Genomic DNA, 18,015 nt, shown 5'->3' with positions numbered 1-18,015 from the left:
ATTAAAAAATATTGCTAAGTTATTGAGGCTTTTTGACAGGCTCAATTTTAGGAATCAACACCCAAACAGCAACAATGGCAATAACAGCTAATGACGCGCCAATAACAAACGCTGGTGTGTAGTTACCGTCTGCAGTGAGGTATGGCACTAACGCTGTTAAACCTAATGCACCTAATTTAGCAGCCATGCCAGAGAAACCTGCTAGTGAACCAACGGCTTTTTTACCGAATAAGTCACTAGGTAGCGTTTGCACATTACCAATAGCTGTTTGGAAGCCAAATAAGATCACCGCCATAATGATTACCGCAGTTGTTGGGCCACCAGGACTCGCCATGCTAATGAGTGCTGGGAGCATGATTAAACAACCTAAAGTGATCGTCAGTTTACGGGTCTTGTTAATATTCCAACCCGCTTTTATGCGATTTTGCGCTAGCAAACCACCAAACCAAGCTCCCAGCATTGCACCTACATATGGAACCCAACCGTAAATACCGATAGATTTAACATCCATACCGTAAACTTCGTTGAGGTAAATCGGGATCCAGAATACAAATAACCACCAAATAGGATCGATTGCAGCAGAGGCAATGATCACGCCCCAGCTTTGTTTGTGCTTTAACAGTTGACCTGTTGTTGGGTTATATTCTTCTTGGTCGCATTCACCTGAATCGTCAGTTACTTTTTGACCTGTAAGAATATATTCACGTTCTGCTTCGGTGATCCAAGGGTGAGACTTAGGTGGTGCTTTAACTAAGATAATCCATGGAATAAGCCACAATAGACCGACTAGACCGATAACCACAAAAATCATTTGCCAGCTAAAGTAAACTGTCATGTAAGCAATGAGTGGAATAGAAATAATACCGCCAATCGCTGCACCAGAATTGAAGATACCTTGTGCTAAGGCACGTTCTTTAGCTGGGAACCAATCAGCGTTACTTTTAGCCGCTCCAGGCCAGTTACCTGCTTCTGCAACACCAAGTATGGCGCGGAAAAAACTGAAACTTAATGCGCCTTGAGCGAATGCATGTAACGCAGTCGCAATCGACCAAACACCAATTGATAGAACAAACCCTAGGCGTGTACCGACCCAGTCAAAAATTTTGCCGAATATGGCTTGACCAAAGGCATAAGATAAAATGAACACAATAGAGATATTGGCGTAAATCTGTTTACGTTCTAGGGCAGACTCATCAGGGAAGATGTCTTCCACAATATCAGGCCACAGTACGCTAAGTGCAGAACGGTCAATGTAGTTAATAATTGTCGCAATGGCGATCAATAAAATTACCCACCAACGAAGGTTGTTGATTTTCATGCTAACCCCTCTACAAAATCTTCTCGAGCAGGACTGAAAGTATCAATTAAAATACCGCCAGTTGGGCAGGTTGCCCCATGGTCTGCATGGGGCGGAATGAAACAACTGTCTCCAGCTCTTAGGATTTTAGTGACACCATCGATATTGAAGTGAAATTCCCCTTCAACAACATAAGTCACTTGAGAATGACGATGGGCGTGGTTATAACCAATAGCACCTTTCTCGAACCAAATTTTGACGGCCATTAACTCATGGTTAAAGCCAAGCATTTGGCGTTTAAGACCGCCACCGATATCTTCGATTTCCGTTTCATTGCCAAATGAAAAGTGTTCACTCTGTTTCATTGTTAACTCCTACTGCGAAATTTGTATTAACTGGTATCTAGTGTCAAAACTGTATGTTTTGCCTAGATAAGAAAAGCGCTGGGTTGTGTTGTTATCTTTGTTGTTGTCCAAGCTATTCTTGGTTTGGTGGTTTATGGCAAGTACAAAAGCTGTACTACCTTGATTACTGAGAACGCTAAACCCGATAATGCTGAGATCACCTTGACGTTCATAAGTTAGGGTCTCTAAATTGCTGGTGGCATTAAGGGTGTATTCAGCCGATGGGTTATATTCGCCATGGGGCTCCAATACGCTCACAAAACGATGTTGCTTGCTATTGGTACGTTGAATAAAGCTATGCTCATTACGTAGGTTAAAGTCAGGGTCATTGGCACCTAGCTGAGTAAATAACACGTCAGTATTACCATCAACGATACTGCTATGGGTATAAAACAGACCGTTGTCGTTTAACCAAGTGACTTTTGCTAACCCTTTTTTAGGCGTCGCATTCGCTTTAAGCCACAGGTGTTGATAACCCGCTTGCTTACCCAATGGGGTTAACTTTTCCGTTGCAGCTTGACGAGCAAAGTTGCTGTCGATTAGTTGCCCTTGGTAGTGTAATGGCAGATCATATTGATGTGAGTTGTTGCTATTAACCTCGACGATATCAAAGACAAGTGGCGTGTCTTTGTCATCAACTTTGACAGAAACCAATGCCATGGTTCGGCTTATATTGACGTCATCATAAGCGGTATCGATATGAGCAGATGCTAGCGTTAATTTGTCATCATGATGATAGAAGTCGACGATAGGGTGATTTTTATTACCCACTTTTACATCACCTTTAAAATGACTGGTCTCGTCGACAACTAAGGTGTTGTGCGCAACGGTTTGTTTTGCCCATGTCTTATTTTCAGGTAGGTAACGTCCACCGGCTTTAGCTTCAATATTTAAGAATCTAGCAGCGCCATAATCTGAGACAATTTCTTCGCCTGCATCATAAAATTGCCATGTAAGCTTATCAAAATGACCGTGACCTAAGCCTTGAGCTGTTGCTTTGAATACGATTGCCTGAACAGTCGGGGTGTGCTGACGCATTACAATTAATGCACCTTCATCACCATTTTTACCATCAAGGAATTCACGTGAATTAAAAGGATAGTGGCTTGGCTTATTCGCATCGATTGCTTGCGCTAATTTAAGGCCATCTCCAGTGAGTAAGATTCTGTTTTGTTGTTTTGCAATATCAACTAAATCATTATTAGCTGTTAAGCCGTAAGCAATGCTGACCGCAATCACAAGTTCAGTGGTATCTATGCCTTTACTCTTAATTGCATCATTTAACGGAAAGAATAAACGGTTGTAGCTTAATTCAACTGTGCTGTAGATAGCTTTGAGTAAAATATTATTGCGGTACTCAAAAATCTTGCGTTCAGGTTGATTTTGCTCGATGGCTTTTGCAAAGGTAACGAAAGGTAGTAAGGCATAGCGTTGATAATATGGCCCTTCATTGTAATAGCCATCTGGTGAGAACAACTCATCTAGTTGACGTAAAAAACCGCCTTTGCCAGATTTTTCAAGATCAAGCAGTGCTGTTTCTACTAACTCAGGCTTATCTAACACAAAGCCTGTCATCCCCACAGCAGCAGTCGCCCAAGTACCATGATTATGAACCTTATTGAAGGTATGGGGTGATTGCACTGACAAGAAGTCTGCCACTGGAAGAAGAATGCCAGTTTCAATGGTTTTTCGCTGAGTGTCATCAAGCGAACTTACGATAAAGTCATACGCTTGGATGGTATAAACAAGCCATACCGCTTCATTCAACCCTTGCCAAAATAACTTACCTTCGTTGCGTGACTTACGCTTTGGATGTAAAGGAAGGCTTGGGTATAGTTTGGCATACTCAAGTAACATATCACGCACATAATCAGCGTATTTTTGTTGTTGAGTCAGCTGATACATCATGCCAGCGTCGTACATTTGTTGATAGTTTTTCTTGTGGCGTTCGTGCGTATAACCCCCGCCTGCATCGACAGGAACAGGCACTAAAATCGGTTGTGTTAATAAGCTATCGACTTGAGCTTTTTGAGCTTCAAATGCTTGTTTAAATGAACCTGGTTGTTTAATTGCTGCACGCATAGTTAACACATCTTGCTGGTTTACAACTAAGTTCGGATGTGTCGATTGTGATGCATGCACTGGTGATAATAAGGCGCTCACAGACACTAACAAAGTGACTGAGAAAGCAAATACACCAGAACGTCGTATGCTTTTTACTAAAGCTGATTGTTTGATTAAGGCTATCGATAAAGAAATCATAATTACTGCGCTTTATTGTTAGTGTGGTTAACCGTGTTATCAGCGATTAATGCAGTGGTTTTACCAATTGCATATAACTCTGTGACTTTAGGCTTGGCGGTATTGGTAAACTGATTGTGAGTGACCTTAGTAATGGGCTCACCAGTGGTGTGTTCAATGTTGACGTACGCACTATCTACAAATTGATTTTTATTGATGTCAGCAACTTGAGCGCCATGGAGGAACAAACTTGCATGGGTTTTATTGCGTTTTCCATTGCCGACTTGTTTAACGTCGTTATTTTTAAAGCTTAGGTGTGGGCCAAAGGTGCTTTCATCGGTGCCACCTCGATACAACTTCACAATAGCGCCTTCAATTTGGTTGAAGTGATTGTTATTGATAGTCAGATATTCAGCGTTATAAATACCTAAGTCGTCAGTTTCTTTATTGAGTCTAAAAATATCACCGGTAATGAGATTAAAGTTGTTGTTGATTATCTCGATGTTATTTGCAAACGCGCGTGCTCCAGAGTCAAAAAAGTGGAACGAATGGTTAATATTAAGCTGCTCGATATCACTGTTAAACATGCTGAAGCGGTAGTTGGTTAACATGCCCCATTTGCTGGTTCTAACAACGGTGTTGCCTGCAGAGTCTAAGCTGTTGGCACCACTAATTTTTACACTATCAAGCTTTAAGCTACCACCGTTTTGAATTTCAAATAAAGTTGGGCGACTAAAGGTGATGGTGGGCTTTTCTGTTTGCGCTGATTTAATGGTGAGTGTTTTATCAAGTTCAAGAATTTTCTCAACATGATACTGACCTGCTTTTAATAAAATGACATCACCATCTGCTGCTGACTTCACTTGATTAATAAAGGCTTCTGCATTAGCAACAGTATGCGTTTTTCCTGAATCAAATGCGGTTTCTGGCTCTGTTTTTGGGTACCAGTTAACACCTGTTTGCGACTTTAACGTTGGAGAAAGGCTTTTAGGAGCGCCAATGTTGTCATTACCTGACGTTGGGTAAAGTAAGCCATTTTTCTCGCGGGTTAATTTAATTTCAGTTGGCTTAATCCCTTGTTCAATCTCGTTATTCGATAGTTCATTAGAGATATTGTTTGAAAATGAAATTCCCGAAATATCGTCAAAAATAGAGAAGGGAGCTTGTTGATTATTATTAACAAATAGATTTTCAGAGACAGAAGAATCTTTTGGTACTGCTGAGCGTTCTTGATCGCTACCTGCAGCTAAATGAATGTGGTCGACATCGATAAAGCTATTATGGTGAACGTTAGCATTAACGACTTGGTGATAACGATTAATGGGTGAGTTAGGTACACCATTCATAATCGTAAAGCCGCTTCCGAATCGGTAACCTTTAAGACCTTCTAAATAGTTATTAGTAATGGTTTGGTCACGGTTAATAATACGAATGCCGCCTGTGTGGTCTACGCCATTACCCAAAAACACATTACTGTCGATGAGGTTACCATTGCCATGTCGTAAGGTAAGGGTTCCGCGTGATTCAAAAAATGTATTATTGCTAACTTTATTATTAGCAGACTTAATTGAGATGATTTCTACTTCACCATCACAACGGTCGAAATAGTTATTTTCAACAACGGTAAAAGAATCGCTCATCGAATAATGGCTGGTGCCAATGCGCAATGTTTCTCCGCCATTTGACCCAAGAATCGGTCTTGGACCAAAGTAGTTGTGATCAATTTTATGGTGATTTTCTTGGCTGGCTTCGGTATTTAATCTGACGGCTAATGTCACACCTTTATTGCGCTTTCCAACTAAATGGTTGTGGTCAAAACGGTTGTTTTTGCCATATAAAGACACCCAGTAATCAGACTCATGTCTATCTGGGTTGCTGTAATTATCAATCACGACTTCAGAAACGCGAGAGTTATTTGCGAGATCGTTTTTACTGGTTCTAAATGCAATGACTTCATTGCTTGGGGTGAAACCTGATTTAAAAACTAAGCCAGATACATGTAAATATTCACCTGACATTTTTAAGTTTGATTGACCAGAAAGGATAACTTTCCCTTTAGTCTCTGCCGTTAGTGAAATAGGGGCTTCTTTTGTACCTTGGCCTTTAAACTTAATTTCAAAATCCTGCCAAGTACCGTTAGCAAGAATAATGTTATCTCCAGCGACCAGCTTTTTTACTGTGTCTTTAAATTCATCAGGCGTGCTTACGGTATAGGAAGCGGCTTGAATATAGCTTGAAGAAAACACTAAACTCAGCATAAACGCGGACTTTAACGAAAGTGAGAACAACTTGTCATTGTTTATTGGGTTATTTGTCGACTTGCTTTGAAAACTCATAATGACTCTCTTTTTATATTTATTAGCGCTAGGTCGTTTGATTACTTTGTTCAATCTTTACCTTGGAAATAAACTCCTATCTCAATCATCGAGATAGGAGCTGTACGACTAAGTTTTACTTGAGGTTAAAACTTAACTTTTGCACCAAGGAAATACTTAGAGCCTGAGCGAGAATAATCAGCAACTGTGGTGTCATTACCACGTGTTATGATTTTCGGCTCATTGTGCCGCGAAGTCCGCTTACTTTAATGACTTCCATATCAGGGCTGTCATTTTTATTATCTGCTTCTTGTTCTGATACTTGCGCATTTGGCGTTGTGACTTTAACAGCGTCAACTTCACCTCGTGCGAAAGCTGGTGATGCGATAAAGGCTAATAGTGCTGAACTGTAGAGTGCAGATATTGGCTGAAAATGCCTTCTGCTTAATCTCAGTGCATTATTGATTTTATTGAGTTTCACGTTAATCTCCCCAGATTACATATTGTTTAATCAAAATGTGAACACAATCCTTTAAACACGATCTTTAAATACCACGCTATTTTAAATACAACTTTGTGTCTGAGTAGAAACTAACCAATGGTAAGGTGTTTTGTCAACCACTTTGTGTTACCAATTATGTAAATTGTTTTTATTTTTGTTATTGCCAATAACAAAATATTAACTAGACTTAAGCTAGTGCGAAAATCGTTCAAGTACAATAAAAATTTCAAATAGGATTTGCGTTGACTTAGTAAATAGATATGATGGTAAGTAATAACTAAATCTAATTGGTTTTAACTATTGAAGGACCAGACATGAAGAATAGGCGTATGTTTTGGCGCATCGTTGAAGAGATTGAAGCGTCTATTGCTAACGGCGAATATGCACCAGGTAGTCGCTTACCGCCAGAAAGAGAGTTAGCTGAAAAGTTTGATGTCAGCAGACCCACCATTCGTGAAGCAATTATTGCACTGGAAGTGCGCGAAAAAATTGAAGTTAAAACAGGCTCGGGCGTGTATGTATTACAATCTGTTGCGACCAATAACCCTGCAAACAAGATTAATGCATTTGAATTAACTCAAGCTCGCGCCTTAGTAGAAGGTGAAATTGCTGCGTTAGCTGCCAATACTATCACTGAAGAAGAATTGGTTGAGTTAAATAAAACATTGATAATGATGGAAAATAAGTCTTATGTCGAAGAGGCTGATGAAATGTTCCATCAAATAATTGCCAATGCGACTCGTAACGGCGCATTGATTAAGTCATTTCAAAACCTATGGGCATTGCGTGCATCAAGCCAAAAAATAATTACTGATTACGACAGTGTTTGTAGTAAAGATAATAAGAAAACACTTGATGAGCATACTTCCATTTATAAAGCGTTAGCTGCAAACGATGCATCAGAAGCACGTTTAGCAATGCATAAGCACTTTAATAGATTAATCAATGTGTTATTCGATACTGTTGAAGCTCAAGCACTTGAAGAAGTCCGTCGTAAGAACAGCGAAAAACGTGATTTATACTCGATTGATAATTTGGTTAACCGATTGGGTTAATTAGTCCCTAGTGAGTAAAAGCGCAGTCGCTTTCACTAACAGATTAAAAGCCTTCTTTAACGAGAAGGCTTTTTATTTTATAAACAGTATCTTATTTGTATTGAACTAAGATGATTCTGCCAATATTAGTAAAAAGGCCTCTCGATATGAGAGGCCTTTTTTTTCGCTCCAAACGAGGGGGGGGATCTGGAGCGCACAACCTGGTTAAACTAATAAAATAGATGTTTTAAACAATTAACATAGGCGTTGTTGAACCAGTTTTTATTCCATAAAGTCATACTTTTTATGCTTAAAGGCTTAGTTGGTAAAGCTTTAACAGCTGTTTTATCTGCGTTTAAGTTCATTGAATTATATAAATGTTCTAAATTTGTAAACGCTGGAGGCCCTTGTAAGTGTGACTTGGCGCACGCTTTAAAACCAATAATATCTTTTAATAAAATCAATTGTCAACCAATTTGTTTTACTTGTTATTACCAATTAATTGTTGTGGTGAATATTGACAGATTACGGGTTGATAGTTCGTTGAGTTTCGCGGCCATTTGAGGGAGAGTCATCATTGGTTTGTGCTACTACTGGTTGTTTATGGCTGGTTATGATGTGATCTAGCGAGGGCGTTAATAGTTATACCACTAGATTTTATGTCAGCATGAATAAGACAAGCTTTAGCAGTTAGTCTATTTCGGCATGTTTACTCTTCACTAATTCGTAGCGAGAAAACTGACATCTCGCTGCGAGAATATCCCATTACCAAATCCATTGGACCTTGTTTTGAATAACTCGAATGCCCATTAAACTTGCCAGTTAGTCTGTTAATCTTGGAAAAGTATCGTTGAAATAGCCATGTTGACGAAAATTAATCGATGAGATTAACTTTCGTCTATTTAGTAGCTTGTAAAATGACAAACTTGCCATTTGATGCAACGGTAGTGCAATTTTTAAAAATACGTTTTAGTTTAATGTGGTAGGACAAATGACGGTTGCCAACAACATGTAAAATACCGCCTGTCGCTAATCGTCTTTTGGCATCAAGAAACATTTGCCAAGCAATATGATCGGTAATGGCTTCTCCTTGGTGAAAAGGCGGATTACATAAGACTAAGTCGGCACTGACGTTTTCATCTAAGTGGGTTAAACAGTCATCCCAATGAAAATGTCCTTGATCATGATTGAGTCCGTTTGCTTGCCAGTTGTACTGACTTGATGCAATAGCCATTTCAGAATCATCGACAAAATGGATATGCGCTTGTGGGTACAGTTGTGCCGCACGTAAACCTAAAATGCCATTTCCACATCCTAAATCGATGATGGTTTTAAAGGCGCCTTCTGGCATATTATCTAGCATAATACGTGCGCCGATATCGAGTTTGTTGGCAGCAAATACATTACTGAAGTTATTGATGGTTAAATTAAACTCTTTAACTGGCCAAGAGACTTCTTTAAGTAATGATCGCTTTATCCCGTCAGCAGTACAGGTAATGATACGTGTTTTTTTCCACGTTAAACTTGCAGAAGCTGGGCCTAAATTTTGTTCAATGAGGCCAAGTAATGATTTATTAATATTCTTTGCTTTAGCACTAATTAGAATTTGAGTGCCCTTAGCTAATACTTGCGATAAACGTTGTAATTGCTGAGTAAAATAAGTCAGATTTTTAGGCAGTTTAACAATGACCAATTTAATGTCATTAGGCAGTTGCTCTCGGCTATTAAGGCGGGTGATGTTCGTTGGTGCCAACTCATTAGCGCTGAGGTTGTACTCTGCGCCAAGTAAACTGGTTTTAGCATCAGTTTCAATCCACAACGGCCAGGTGTTGTCTAAACGAGTGAGGCCGCATTGAAGTGCGCCGAAATTGTCATTCAAAATAGCTGTATTAGCTGGAATATGTGCGGTTTCAACAAGGTGTTTTATTAAGTGCTCATCTGCGGCATCCCAAGCTTGCAGATTTGACTCTTGCTGCTTAGGGTAGCGAAATAACGCTAATTCAATACCTGCACAAGAAAACTCACTAACCGTCATTATTTTTTACCTAAAGCAACCATCATGAAATAGCCGGCAATTATCGCAGATAAGCTGTCAATGTGCGAGGGTAGAGTGTGAGGCAAGCCTGCAAAGGATGCTGTTGCACTAAATATTGAATGTATTGAAAAATGCGCCATCGATTACAGATGAAACAATATTGCTATTGTAGATCGCTGACAGTAACATCGAACACAAGATTACGTTTTTCTACAAAGGAGTTGTATGAACGGTGCAGGTGGTACATCAGGTGGAATTGGTTCGTTTTTTATCGGCTTAATCATGATGTGTGGCGGCTTTTACATGTTGCTAAAAGCAATAAAAGTTACCAGTTCTTTTGGTTTTAGTCATAGCTTATACAGTGTTGGTGGCATGAATCTAACGAGTGGGATGATTATGATCCCCTTCATGTTTGGTATTGGGCTAATGTTTTATAATGCGAAGAATATATTGGGTTGGATCTTAACCTTTGGTTCATTAGTCGGTTTAATATTTGGTGTGATAAGTTCTATTAACTTCCGCTTTAGCCATATGAGTGCATTCGATTTAATTGTGATTCTGGTATTAAGTGTGGGTGGTTTAGGGATCTTTTTGCGCTCACTAAAGTCAATTGATACCAATATAAAAGAGTAAGTTGGCGCTCAACTCATTCTTTGTTCAATGTGGTTACTCGTATCACTGTAACCACTTTTTTGACCATACAGCCAAACTGACTTCATGCATTAACTTGTTATTGTTATTGTTATTGTTATTCCTTCATTTTATTCGTTGTTTGTTGATACTATTGATGCCCTTATGTGTTTATGGGTATTTATTTTGAACTCTACCTCAACAAGTGATATCACCAACATCAAACCTGAACCCGCCACTCAATATGCCGTTTTTCCTTGGATTATGGGATTTTTAAAGCCCCATAAACTAAAAGTGGTTGCCGCTATTACTTTTCTTTTTATTGGCTCTTTTGCTTGGTTGTCTCTTGGCCAAGGGGTCAAAATGATGGTCGATGAAGGCTTTGTTGCAGATAATGCTGAACGACTCAACGAGATTGTTTTGTTTATTTTGGGCATCACAGCTATCAGCGGCACAGCGGTATTTTGTCGTTTTTATTTGATGACTTGGCTCGGCGAGCGTGTGATTGCGGATATTCGTCTCAAGGTCTATAACCATTTACTTAATTTATCCCCTGCTTTTTTTGCGGAGCAAAGAACGGGTGAAGTGATCTCTCGTTTTACCGCTGACAGTACCTTATTGCAAAGCGTGGTTGGTAGTAGTTTATCGATGGCATTTCGCTCATCAGTTACGGTTACTGGTGCCTTAGTGATGATGGCAATTACCAGCTTAAAGCTGACTGGCCTTGTACTGCTTGCTGTGCCTTTAGTGTTTGTACCTGTGATATTACTGGGTAAAAAAGTGCGTGAGTACTCGCGTAAGAGCCAAGATAAAGTTGGCGATTTAGGCGCTAATATTGATGAGACCTTGCATGAGATACACACAGTGCAAGCTTATGGTCACGAGCAACAAGACCGCAATGTATTTAATCAACAGGTTGAAGCGGTGATGTCTGTTGCTCAAACTCGTATTTTATATCGTTCGATATTAATTTCGTCGGTGATGTTTTTAAGTATTGCTGCAATTGCTGTCGTGCTTTGGGTGGGCGCTCAAGATGTCATGTTGCAAAATATTACCGCTGGAGAACTATCTGCATTTATGTTTTACGCTGTTATGGCGGCGGGCTCTGTGGCCACAATTAGTGAAGTTTTTAGTGAAATACAACGAGCTTCAGGTGCAGCTGAACGACTAATTGAGCTGGTCAATACCCCTATTGATATCCCTGAGGTTAAAGCGCCTAAGTCTTTGCCTGCTGCAATCAATGGCAGTTTGTCACTTGAGTCGTTAAGGTTTGCTTACCCAAGTAGTAATGAAGATGTGATTAAGGGAATTAATCTTGAGATCAAAGCGGGTGAAAGAGTGGCATTAGTTGGTGAGAGTGGCGCAGGTAAAAGCACCTTATTTGAACTATTACTGCGATTTTATCAACCTAAATCAGGCAAAGTGCTTTTAGACGGAGTGGATGTGGCTGAAGTCACTTTGCAGCAGCTAAGGGAGCAATATGCCTTAGTGCCGCAAGAGTCAGTTATTTTTGCCACTAATGTCTTTGAAAATGTCCGCTACGGGCGAGCTGATGCAACAAAAGAAGAGGTGATAAACGCCTGTGTAACAGCAAAAGCCCATGAGTTCATTAAAGAGTTGTCGGATGGCTATGATACGTATTTAGGGGAACGTGGGGTTAAGTTGTCTGGCGGACAAAAGCAGCGTATTGCCATTGCTAGAGCTATTCTTGCTGACAGACCAATCCTATTACTTGATGAAGCCACGAGTGCGCTTGATGCTGTTAGCGAAGTAAAAGTTAAGCAAGGCTTAGATAATTTGATGCAAGGTAGAACGACGTTAATTATTGCCCATCGATTAGCGACAGTGATCAATGCTGATAGGATTATTGTGTTAGAAAAGGGTCAAGTGGTGGCGATTGGTTCACATCAAGAGCTTATGCAATCGAGTGAGACCTATAAAGAGTTTGCTAGTTTGCAGTTACTGACTGACACATCAATATAAGGATTTGGTGAAAGCGCTAGGTTTAAAGAGCGAGATATGAGTGACCAGCTATTTCAAACCATGTTTTGAATATTTGTAGGCTAATTACTTAAACCTTGAGTGCTTAAACCTTGGGTATGCATGCCTTGAGTGTTGATGATCTAACGAACAGATAAGCAGCCCACTTTACTCATTGTCGTGGGCTGTTTATCAATAAGTGTTATTTTCTGAGTTCTCGTCTAAGAATTTTACCAACGGTACTTTTAGGTAGTTGCTCGGTAAATTCAATTAACCTTGGAATTTTATAGGCGGTTAATTGGCTGCGACAATAGTCTGAAATGAGCTGTTTTGTGGCTGCATCATCAGATGTTGGCTCTTTTAAAACGATTACCGCTTTAACTGCCTCACCAGATTTATCATCACTGACCCCAACGACAGCACATTCAAGGATTAATTCGTGCTGCGATAATGCATCCTCAACTTCGTTAGGATAAACATTAAATCCTGACACAATGATCATATCTTTTTTGCGATCGACAATTTTATGAAAACCATCAGGCGTTGCAACTGCAATGTCACCGGTTTTGAAATATCCATCTTCGGTCATGACATTGGCCGTTTCTTGCGGTTTATTCCAGTAGCCTTGCATGACTTGCGGGCCTTTTACTGCAAGCTCTCCTGCTTCACCTAGCGGGACTTCATTATCATTGATATCGAGAATTTTTACCTGCGTTTCGAGAACGGGTTTACCAATCGTGCCTAATTGTTGATAACCAGGAGCATTTAAACTCACGACAGGTGAAGTCTCTGATAAACCATAACCTTCTGAAATCATACAACCTGTGGTTTTTTGCCATATGTTTGCTGCAGCACTTGTGAGCGCCGTTCCGCCAGAGATAGTAATGGTGAGTCGGCTAAAGTCTAGTGCTTGAAAATCTGGTTGGTGGCATAAACCAACAAATAACGTGTTAAGTCCTGCAAAGCCAGTGAAAGGGTAGCTACTCATGGTCTTAATTAACCCTGGGATATCTCTTGGATTTGGGATTAAAACTGAGCAACTTCCTGATTCGAAATAGAGTACTAGATTCACCATAAAGGCATAGATGTGATATATCGGTAATGGCGCAACGAAAACGTCTTTACCCGGTGTCATCGTGCTGGCAATTCTAGATTTTACTTGAGCCGAGTTAGCTAGCATATTGCGATGACTTAACATGGCTCCTTTTGATAAGCCAGTGGTGCCACCTGTGTATTGCAGTGCGGCTAGATCTGTTTGTTTTGGGTAAACTGCAGTGAAAGTGGATTGCTCACCTTCAAGTAGCATTTGATTAAATTCAATTTTATTGAATGGGGTATCTATTTGCGGTTGAGGCGAAATTAAATCCAAGGCGTGGGTACTAATGACTAATGAAATACCTGTATTTGAGACGACATTATTGAGCGTGGGTAGCAAATCAGAAAGCACAACCAAGGCTTTAGCGCCTGAATCATTAAATTGGTGGATCAATTCACGCTCTGTATAAAGTGGGTTTGTATTGACGATAACCAACCCTGCTCGCATGGCTCCGTATGCGGCAATGACAAACTGGGTAATATTGGGCAATTGAATAGCAATGCTGTCCCCAGCAGTTAAATCAGTGTGATTTTGTAGATACGCAGCAAAATGTCGTGAGGCGGACTCGATTTCTTTAAATGTGGTGTTCTTTCCTAAACACGCATAAGCAATGTTATTTCCGTACTGCTGACAGGTCTTTTCGATTAAATCGACTAGAGAGTGGTATTGATCTAAGTTGAGCTGTGATTCTGCGTCATACGCCATGAGACTGTCCCTTTTATTCATGATTTATTGTTATTCGAGAAAATCAAACACTTGTTTAGATTGGTTGAATTACATTAAAAGGTCTACTGAAAATAGTCAATCTTCATCTATCTTATTAATTAATCTAGAGTTTGTACTCTATTAACTTGTTGGTTGATCGAGCTTTTAAATTTGCGAGTTGTTGGTTTTTTAAACTAACTGCAACAGTAATATTAGTGGATTCTTTTTTAGCAAAAGCTTAATTGTGGTTAATGTAACTAAAATTGTAGGTTATTTTCATGAGGTTAAGTTATTTATCCTGATTTAGCCTGCTTATGGCGATTATTATTTTGAGTGGGAGTAGAAATAGTTAGCAATTACGTTTTATTTGTTATAGAAATGTAAATGAAAGTGAAATAATTTCATTTTGGGAGAGACGATTATTTAATTGTAAACACCTGATTAAATTACCCGTCACAAGCATAAATATAATAATTTGAGACAAAAAATGATGACTAATCTAAAGAAAAGGAAGTTTGGCTTAAATTCGTTAAGTCTTGCTGTAACGGTAGCTTTAGCAGGCTCAGCTATGTCTACAGCAGCAATGGCTGAGGATGAAGAAGTCGCCGAAAATGTTGAAAAAATTGCCGTAGTAGGTAGCCGAGCGGCGCCTCGCTCTGTTGGTGAATCACCCGTGCCAGTAGATATTATCAGTAGTGATGACCTGAGAAAAAATGGCTCAACTGATATGATTGATATGCTGGTGACATCAGTGCCTTCTTTTAACTCGCGTGCCCAACCTATTAGTGATGCCGCCACACTTGTTCGCCCAGTCAATTTACGTGGTCTTCCTTCTGACAGTACCCTGATCCTTGTTAATGGTAAGCGTCGTCACCGTGCTTCTGTTATTGCTTTCCAAGGTGGTGGTATTAACGATGGTGCTCAAGGACCGGATATTTCTGTCATCCCAAGTATTGCGCTTAAGCAAGTTGAAGTATTACGTGATGGTGCTGCGGCACAATACGGTTCTGACGCTATTGCTGGTGTGATGAATTTCCAACTAAAAGATAGTGCTGAAGGCGGTTCAATCAGTATCAGTCAAGGCGAGTACTATGAAGGTGATGGCGCGACAACGACTATCGATGGCAACATTGGGTTACCTTTGACCGATGCTGGCTTTGTTAATATTAGTGCGCAGTATAAAACCGCAGATGCCACCAGTCGCAGTGTGCAGCGTCCTGATGCTGGTAATTTAATCGCACAAGGCAATACTTACGTTAATGATCCTGCTCAAGTTTGGGGTAACCCAGAAATTAATGATGATTACACCGTTTTTGTTAATGCGGGTTTTGACTTAAATGATAACCATCGTATTTATGCATTTGGTAATGTGTCTTCTCGTGAAGCAATTGGTGGATTTTATTATCGTAACCCACATAACCGTGGCAACGTTTACTCAGTTGATGGCGGTGAAAACTTATTAGTGGGGGCTGTTAACGGCGACCAATCAACCTGTGCTCCAGTGCCAATCCCGAAAAATGCTGATGGTTCAGATGGCAACGTTTTAGACACTGCGGCATATCAAGCAATGGTTGCTGATGCTAATTGTTTCTCTATGAACCAAGTGCGTCCAGGGGGTTATACTCCGCAATTTGCCGGAACCATTGAAGACATGTCTTTCTTTGCTGGTATTGAAGGGGAATTTGGCGAGTGGATGTATGACGCCAGTGCTGGCACAGGTTCGAATAAATCTAGTTTTAGCTTGTACAACTCTTTAAACCCTTCACTTGGTTTAGCTGCGAATCCTGAAGATACACAAACTGACTTTGATACAGGTGCTTACGAACAAGTTGAAACAACGGTAAATCTCGATTTTTCACGTTACTTTACCATAGGTTCAATTGAAGATATTAGTTTTGCAACGGGTTTTGAGTGGCGAGAAGAGTCTTTTGAAATTACTCAAGGCGAAGAAGCATCTTGGATAGCTGGTCCTTATGCTGATCAAGGCTTCAATATTGGTTCTCATGGCTTTAAAGGGTTTGGACCAGAAGCTGCAGGTAAAAATGACCGTAGTAATATTGGTATTTACGCTGATGTTGAAGCGTATTTAACTGATGACTGGTTGTTAGGGGTTGCACTTCGTTACGAAGATTTCTCAACCTTTGGCGATACACTAAACTATAAAATTTCGACCCAGTACTCTTTCACAGATTACTGGTCTATGCGTGCATCGCACAGCACAGGCTTTAGAGCACCAACTGTTGGTCAAGAAAATGTCGTGAATACTCAGACATCGATTGTTAACGGTGATTTAATTCAAACCTTTATCGCGCCTCCAACCGATCCGTTAGCAGCATTTTATGGTGGTGAAGTATTAGAGCCTGAAGAGTCAATTAACTATGCCATTGGTACTGTATTTGAGTATGACGACTTCTTCTTAACTGTTGATTACTACAATATTGAGGTGACAGGCCGTATTGCTCAGTCAAGTCAAATTGCAGTAGAACCAGAAGATTATGATGATTTAAGAGATGCAGGTGTTGAGTTCCCTGAGCTCATCTCTGCGGTGACTTATTATACCAATGACTTTGATACCACGACGCAAGGTATCGATATTGTCGGCTCTTACGAAACTGAGTTAATGTCGGGTGATACGATGTTCAGCTTAGCGTATGGCTGGACTGACACGAGTGTTGATAAATTCGATCCTGAGACGACTGATGAAGGTAAAGTTCGCCGCTTAGAAGATGGCATTCCGGCTCACCGTGCAACATTGACTTGGGGGCAAACCTGGGATGATATCAGTGTGTCATTGCGTGGTAATTACTTTGGTGAATACTATGCAACCCATGCGGATGATACCTCAGATTGGGGCTCTGAAACGGCAGACTCGGCTGTTACTGTTGACTTAGAAGTCAGTTACACCATGTTTGATCAATTAACGCTTTCTGTTGGAGCCAACAACTTGTTTGACCAAGAAGCGCAAGAGTTAAAAGATGGTACTCAAGGCGTGCTAGGTGCAGTGTATTATGAAAGTGGCCCATTTGATTACAATGGTGGCTATTACTACGGTAAGTTAAGCTATATTTTCTAAATCACGTTAACGTCGTACATAAAAGACTGCCTAGGCAGTCTTTTTTTTGCGTGGAGATTATTTAGCTGCTTCTAACGCCTGAAACACGGCGTTTATGGTTAACTCTACAGGTAATAAGATACCTTGAGGGTGTGATGGTCCATAGACTTTGTTAAAAGGCGTTCCTATTCCACCTTCTTTACCAACGTAATCCTCAATCATTTTATTAGGTTGACTCCAGTTACCTTTCATCAAAATAAGGTTATCTGCCTCTAGTGCGTTTACCACGATTTCACGATGGGTCACATTGGCTTTATTGGTGCGGCAAGGAAGACACCAGTCAGCATCCACATCGACAAATACGGTGTAGCCTTGCTCAACCAATGGCATAATTTGAGCGGGGTTAAGGGGTTGCCACTGCAATCGCTTATAGGCATTGTAGTCTTCGGTTTTTTCCAAAAAAGCATAAACCCCAGTAAAACAGATTGTCATAAAGCCCAATATTACGATTACGATACCAGGAATGTTTTTTCCTTTAATTTTAAAAAATATGAGTAGAGCAATTCCGGCAAGTAATAATCCAAGTAAAATTGGTAGCATTAATGACATTGTGGTTTCTCGAGTAAAAAGCATGTTAATACAGTGTACTATATCAAGGTTTGCTTAAATTGAGGTTAAATGAATGTTGTAAAGGCTCATTCATGATAACGTACGTTTTTTTTGC

Annotated in this window: 12 protein-coding genes; 4 read left to right on the top strand and 8 right to left on the bottom strand. The window is 40.1% G+C overall.

Going from position 1 to position 18,015, the window contains the following annotated elements:
• Positions 1-19: 19 nt before the first annotated feature.
• The 5 genes from J8L86_RS02970 to J8L86_RS02950 all read right to left on the bottom strand — a co-directional run bounded on the left by J8L86_RS02970 (position 20) and on the right by J8L86_RS02950 (position 6,738).
• Positions 20-1,318, bottom strand: coding sequence for an MFS transporter (locus J8L86_RS02970; protein ID WP_055024344.1), 1,299 nt, complete (start codon positions 1,316-1,318; stop codon positions 20-22).
• Complete coding sequence (locus tag J8L86_RS02965; protein ID WP_055024343.1) at positions 1,315-1,662, bottom strand: cupin domain-containing protein; 348 nt, start codon at positions 1,660-1,662, stop codon at positions 1,315-1,317. Before J8L86_RS02965 ends, J8L86_RS02970 begins: the two co-directional genes overlap by 4 nt.
• A 9-nt stretch (positions 1,663-1,671) precedes the next feature.
• Positions 1,672-3,963 carry a heparinase II/III family protein gene (locus J8L86_RS02960; RefSeq protein ID WP_211028605.1) on the bottom strand — a complete coding sequence of 764 codons (2,292 nt, stop codon included), beginning with the start codon at positions 3,961-3,963 and terminating at the stop codon, positions 1,672-1,674.
• A 2-nt stretch (positions 3,964-3,965) separates the two neighbouring features.
• Positions 3,966-6,278 (bottom strand): polysaccharide lyase 6 family protein, encoded by a 2,313-nt coding sequence (locus J8L86_RS02955; protein WP_211028604.1) that lies wholly within the window; start codon positions 6,276-6,278, stop codon positions 3,966-3,968.
• A 205-nt stretch (positions 6,279-6,483) separates the two neighbouring features.
• Complete coding sequence (locus J8L86_RS02950) at positions 6,484-6,738, bottom strand: hypothetical protein (RefSeq protein WP_211028603.1); 255 nt, start codon at positions 6,736-6,738, stop codon at positions 6,484-6,486.
• Positions 6,739-7,073: 335 nt separating this feature from the next.
• On the opposite strand from J8L86_RS02950, the gene J8L86_RS02945 reads away from it, so the two are divergent.
• Positions 7,074-7,814, top strand: a complete 741-nt coding sequence (locus J8L86_RS02945) for a FadR/GntR family transcriptional regulator (protein ID WP_055024341.1) — start codon at positions 7,074-7,076, stop codon at positions 7,812-7,814.
• Positions 7,815-8,691: 877 nt separating this feature from the next.
• Here the strand turns inward: J8L86_RS02945 and J8L86_RS02940 are convergent.
• On the bottom strand, positions 8,692-9,828 hold the full coding sequence (locus J8L86_RS02940; RefSeq protein WP_065108963.1) for a methyltransferase: 1,137 nt from the start codon (positions 9,826-9,828) through the stop codon (positions 8,692-8,694).
• Positions 9,829-10,053: 225 nt separating this feature from the next.
• Between J8L86_RS02940 and J8L86_RS02935 the strand changes: the two genes are divergently transcribed.
• Complete coding sequence (locus tag J8L86_RS02935) at positions 10,054-10,461, top strand: hypothetical protein (protein ID WP_055024338.1); 408 nt, start codon at positions 10,054-10,056, stop codon at positions 10,459-10,461.
• 162 nt (positions 10,462-10,623) lie between these two features.
• Positions 10,624-12,441 carry an ABC transporter transmembrane domain-containing protein gene (locus J8L86_RS02930; protein WP_082972319.1) on the top strand — a complete coding sequence of 606 codons (1,818 nt, stop codon included), beginning with the start codon at positions 10,624-10,626 and terminating at the stop codon, positions 12,439-12,441.
• 199 nt (positions 12,442-12,640) lie between these two features.
• On the opposite strand, the gene J8L86_RS02925 is transcribed toward J8L86_RS02930, so the two are convergent.
• Positions 12,641-14,239, bottom strand: a complete 1,599-nt coding sequence (locus J8L86_RS02925) for an AMP-binding protein (protein WP_211028601.1) — start codon at positions 14,237-14,239, stop codon at positions 12,641-12,643.
• A gap of 487 nt (positions 14,240-14,726) precedes the next feature.
• Here J8L86_RS02925 and J8L86_RS02920 point away from each other — a divergent pair, with 487 nt between their 5' ends.
• The gene (locus J8L86_RS02920; RefSeq protein ID WP_211028599.1) at positions 14,727-17,312 is read left to right on the top strand and encodes a TonB-dependent receptor; all 2,586 of its coding nucleotides are present in this window, start codon (positions 14,727-14,729) and stop codon (positions 17,310-17,312) included.
• 57 nt (positions 17,313-17,369) lie between these two features.
• Here the strand turns inward: J8L86_RS02920 and J8L86_RS02915 are convergent, their stop codons facing one another.
• Positions 17,370-17,900: a thioredoxin family protein gene (locus tag J8L86_RS02915; RefSeq protein WP_080915139.1), complete on the bottom strand. Its 531-nt coding sequence runs from the start codon at positions 17,898-17,900 to the stop codon at positions 17,370-17,372.
• Positions 17,901-18,015: the final 115 nt, after the last annotated feature.

This window comes from Shewanella sp. MMG014 (genome assembly GCF_018100775.1).
Classification (GTDB): domain Bacteria; phylum Pseudomonadota; class Gammaproteobacteria; order Enterobacterales; family Shewanellaceae; genus Shewanella; species Shewanella japonica.
Note: the sequence above shows the minus strand (reverse complement) of the source record. Positions and strands in the feature narration are given on the sequence as shown.

Coding starts and splice junctions, on each gene's coding strand:
- J8L86_RS02970 (WP_055024344.1), bottom strand. CDS start 1,318: ATGAAAATCAACAACCTTCGTTGGTGGGTAATTTTATTGATCGCCATT.
- J8L86_RS02965 (WP_055024343.1), bottom strand. CDS start 1,662: ATGAAACAGAGTGAACACTTTTCATTTGGCAATGAAACGGAAATCGAA.
- J8L86_RS02960 (WP_211028605.1), bottom strand. CDS start 3,963: ATGATTTCTTTATCGATAGCCTTAATCAAACAATCAGCTTTAGTAAAA.
- J8L86_RS02955 (WP_211028604.1), bottom strand. CDS start 6,278: ATGAGTTTTCAAAGCAAGTCGACAAATAACCCAATAAACAATGACAAG.
- J8L86_RS02945 (WP_055024341.1), top strand. CDS start 7,074: ATGAAGAATAGGCGTATGTTTTGGCGCATCGTTGAAGAGATTGAAGCG.
- J8L86_RS02940 (WP_065108963.1), bottom strand. CDS start 9,828: ATGACGGTTAGTGAGTTTTCTTGTGCAGGTATTGAATTAGCGTTATTT.
- J8L86_RS02935 (WP_055024338.1), top strand. CDS start 10,054: ATGAACGGTGCAGGTGGTACATCAGGTGGAATTGGTTCGTTTTTTATC.
- J8L86_RS02930 (WP_082972319.1), top strand. CDS start 10,624: ATGTGTTTATGGGTATTTATTTTGAACTCTACCTCAACAAGTGATATC.
- J8L86_RS02925 (WP_211028601.1), bottom strand. CDS start 14,239: ATGGCGTATGACGCAGAATCACAGCTCAACTTAGATCAATACCACTCT.
- J8L86_RS02920 (WP_211028599.1), top strand. CDS start 14,727: ATGATGACTAATCTAAAGAAAAGGAAGTTTGGCTTAAATTCGTTAAGT.
- J8L86_RS02915 (WP_080915139.1), bottom strand. CDS start 17,900: ATGTCATTAATGCTACCAATTTTACTTGGATTATTACTTGCCGGAATT.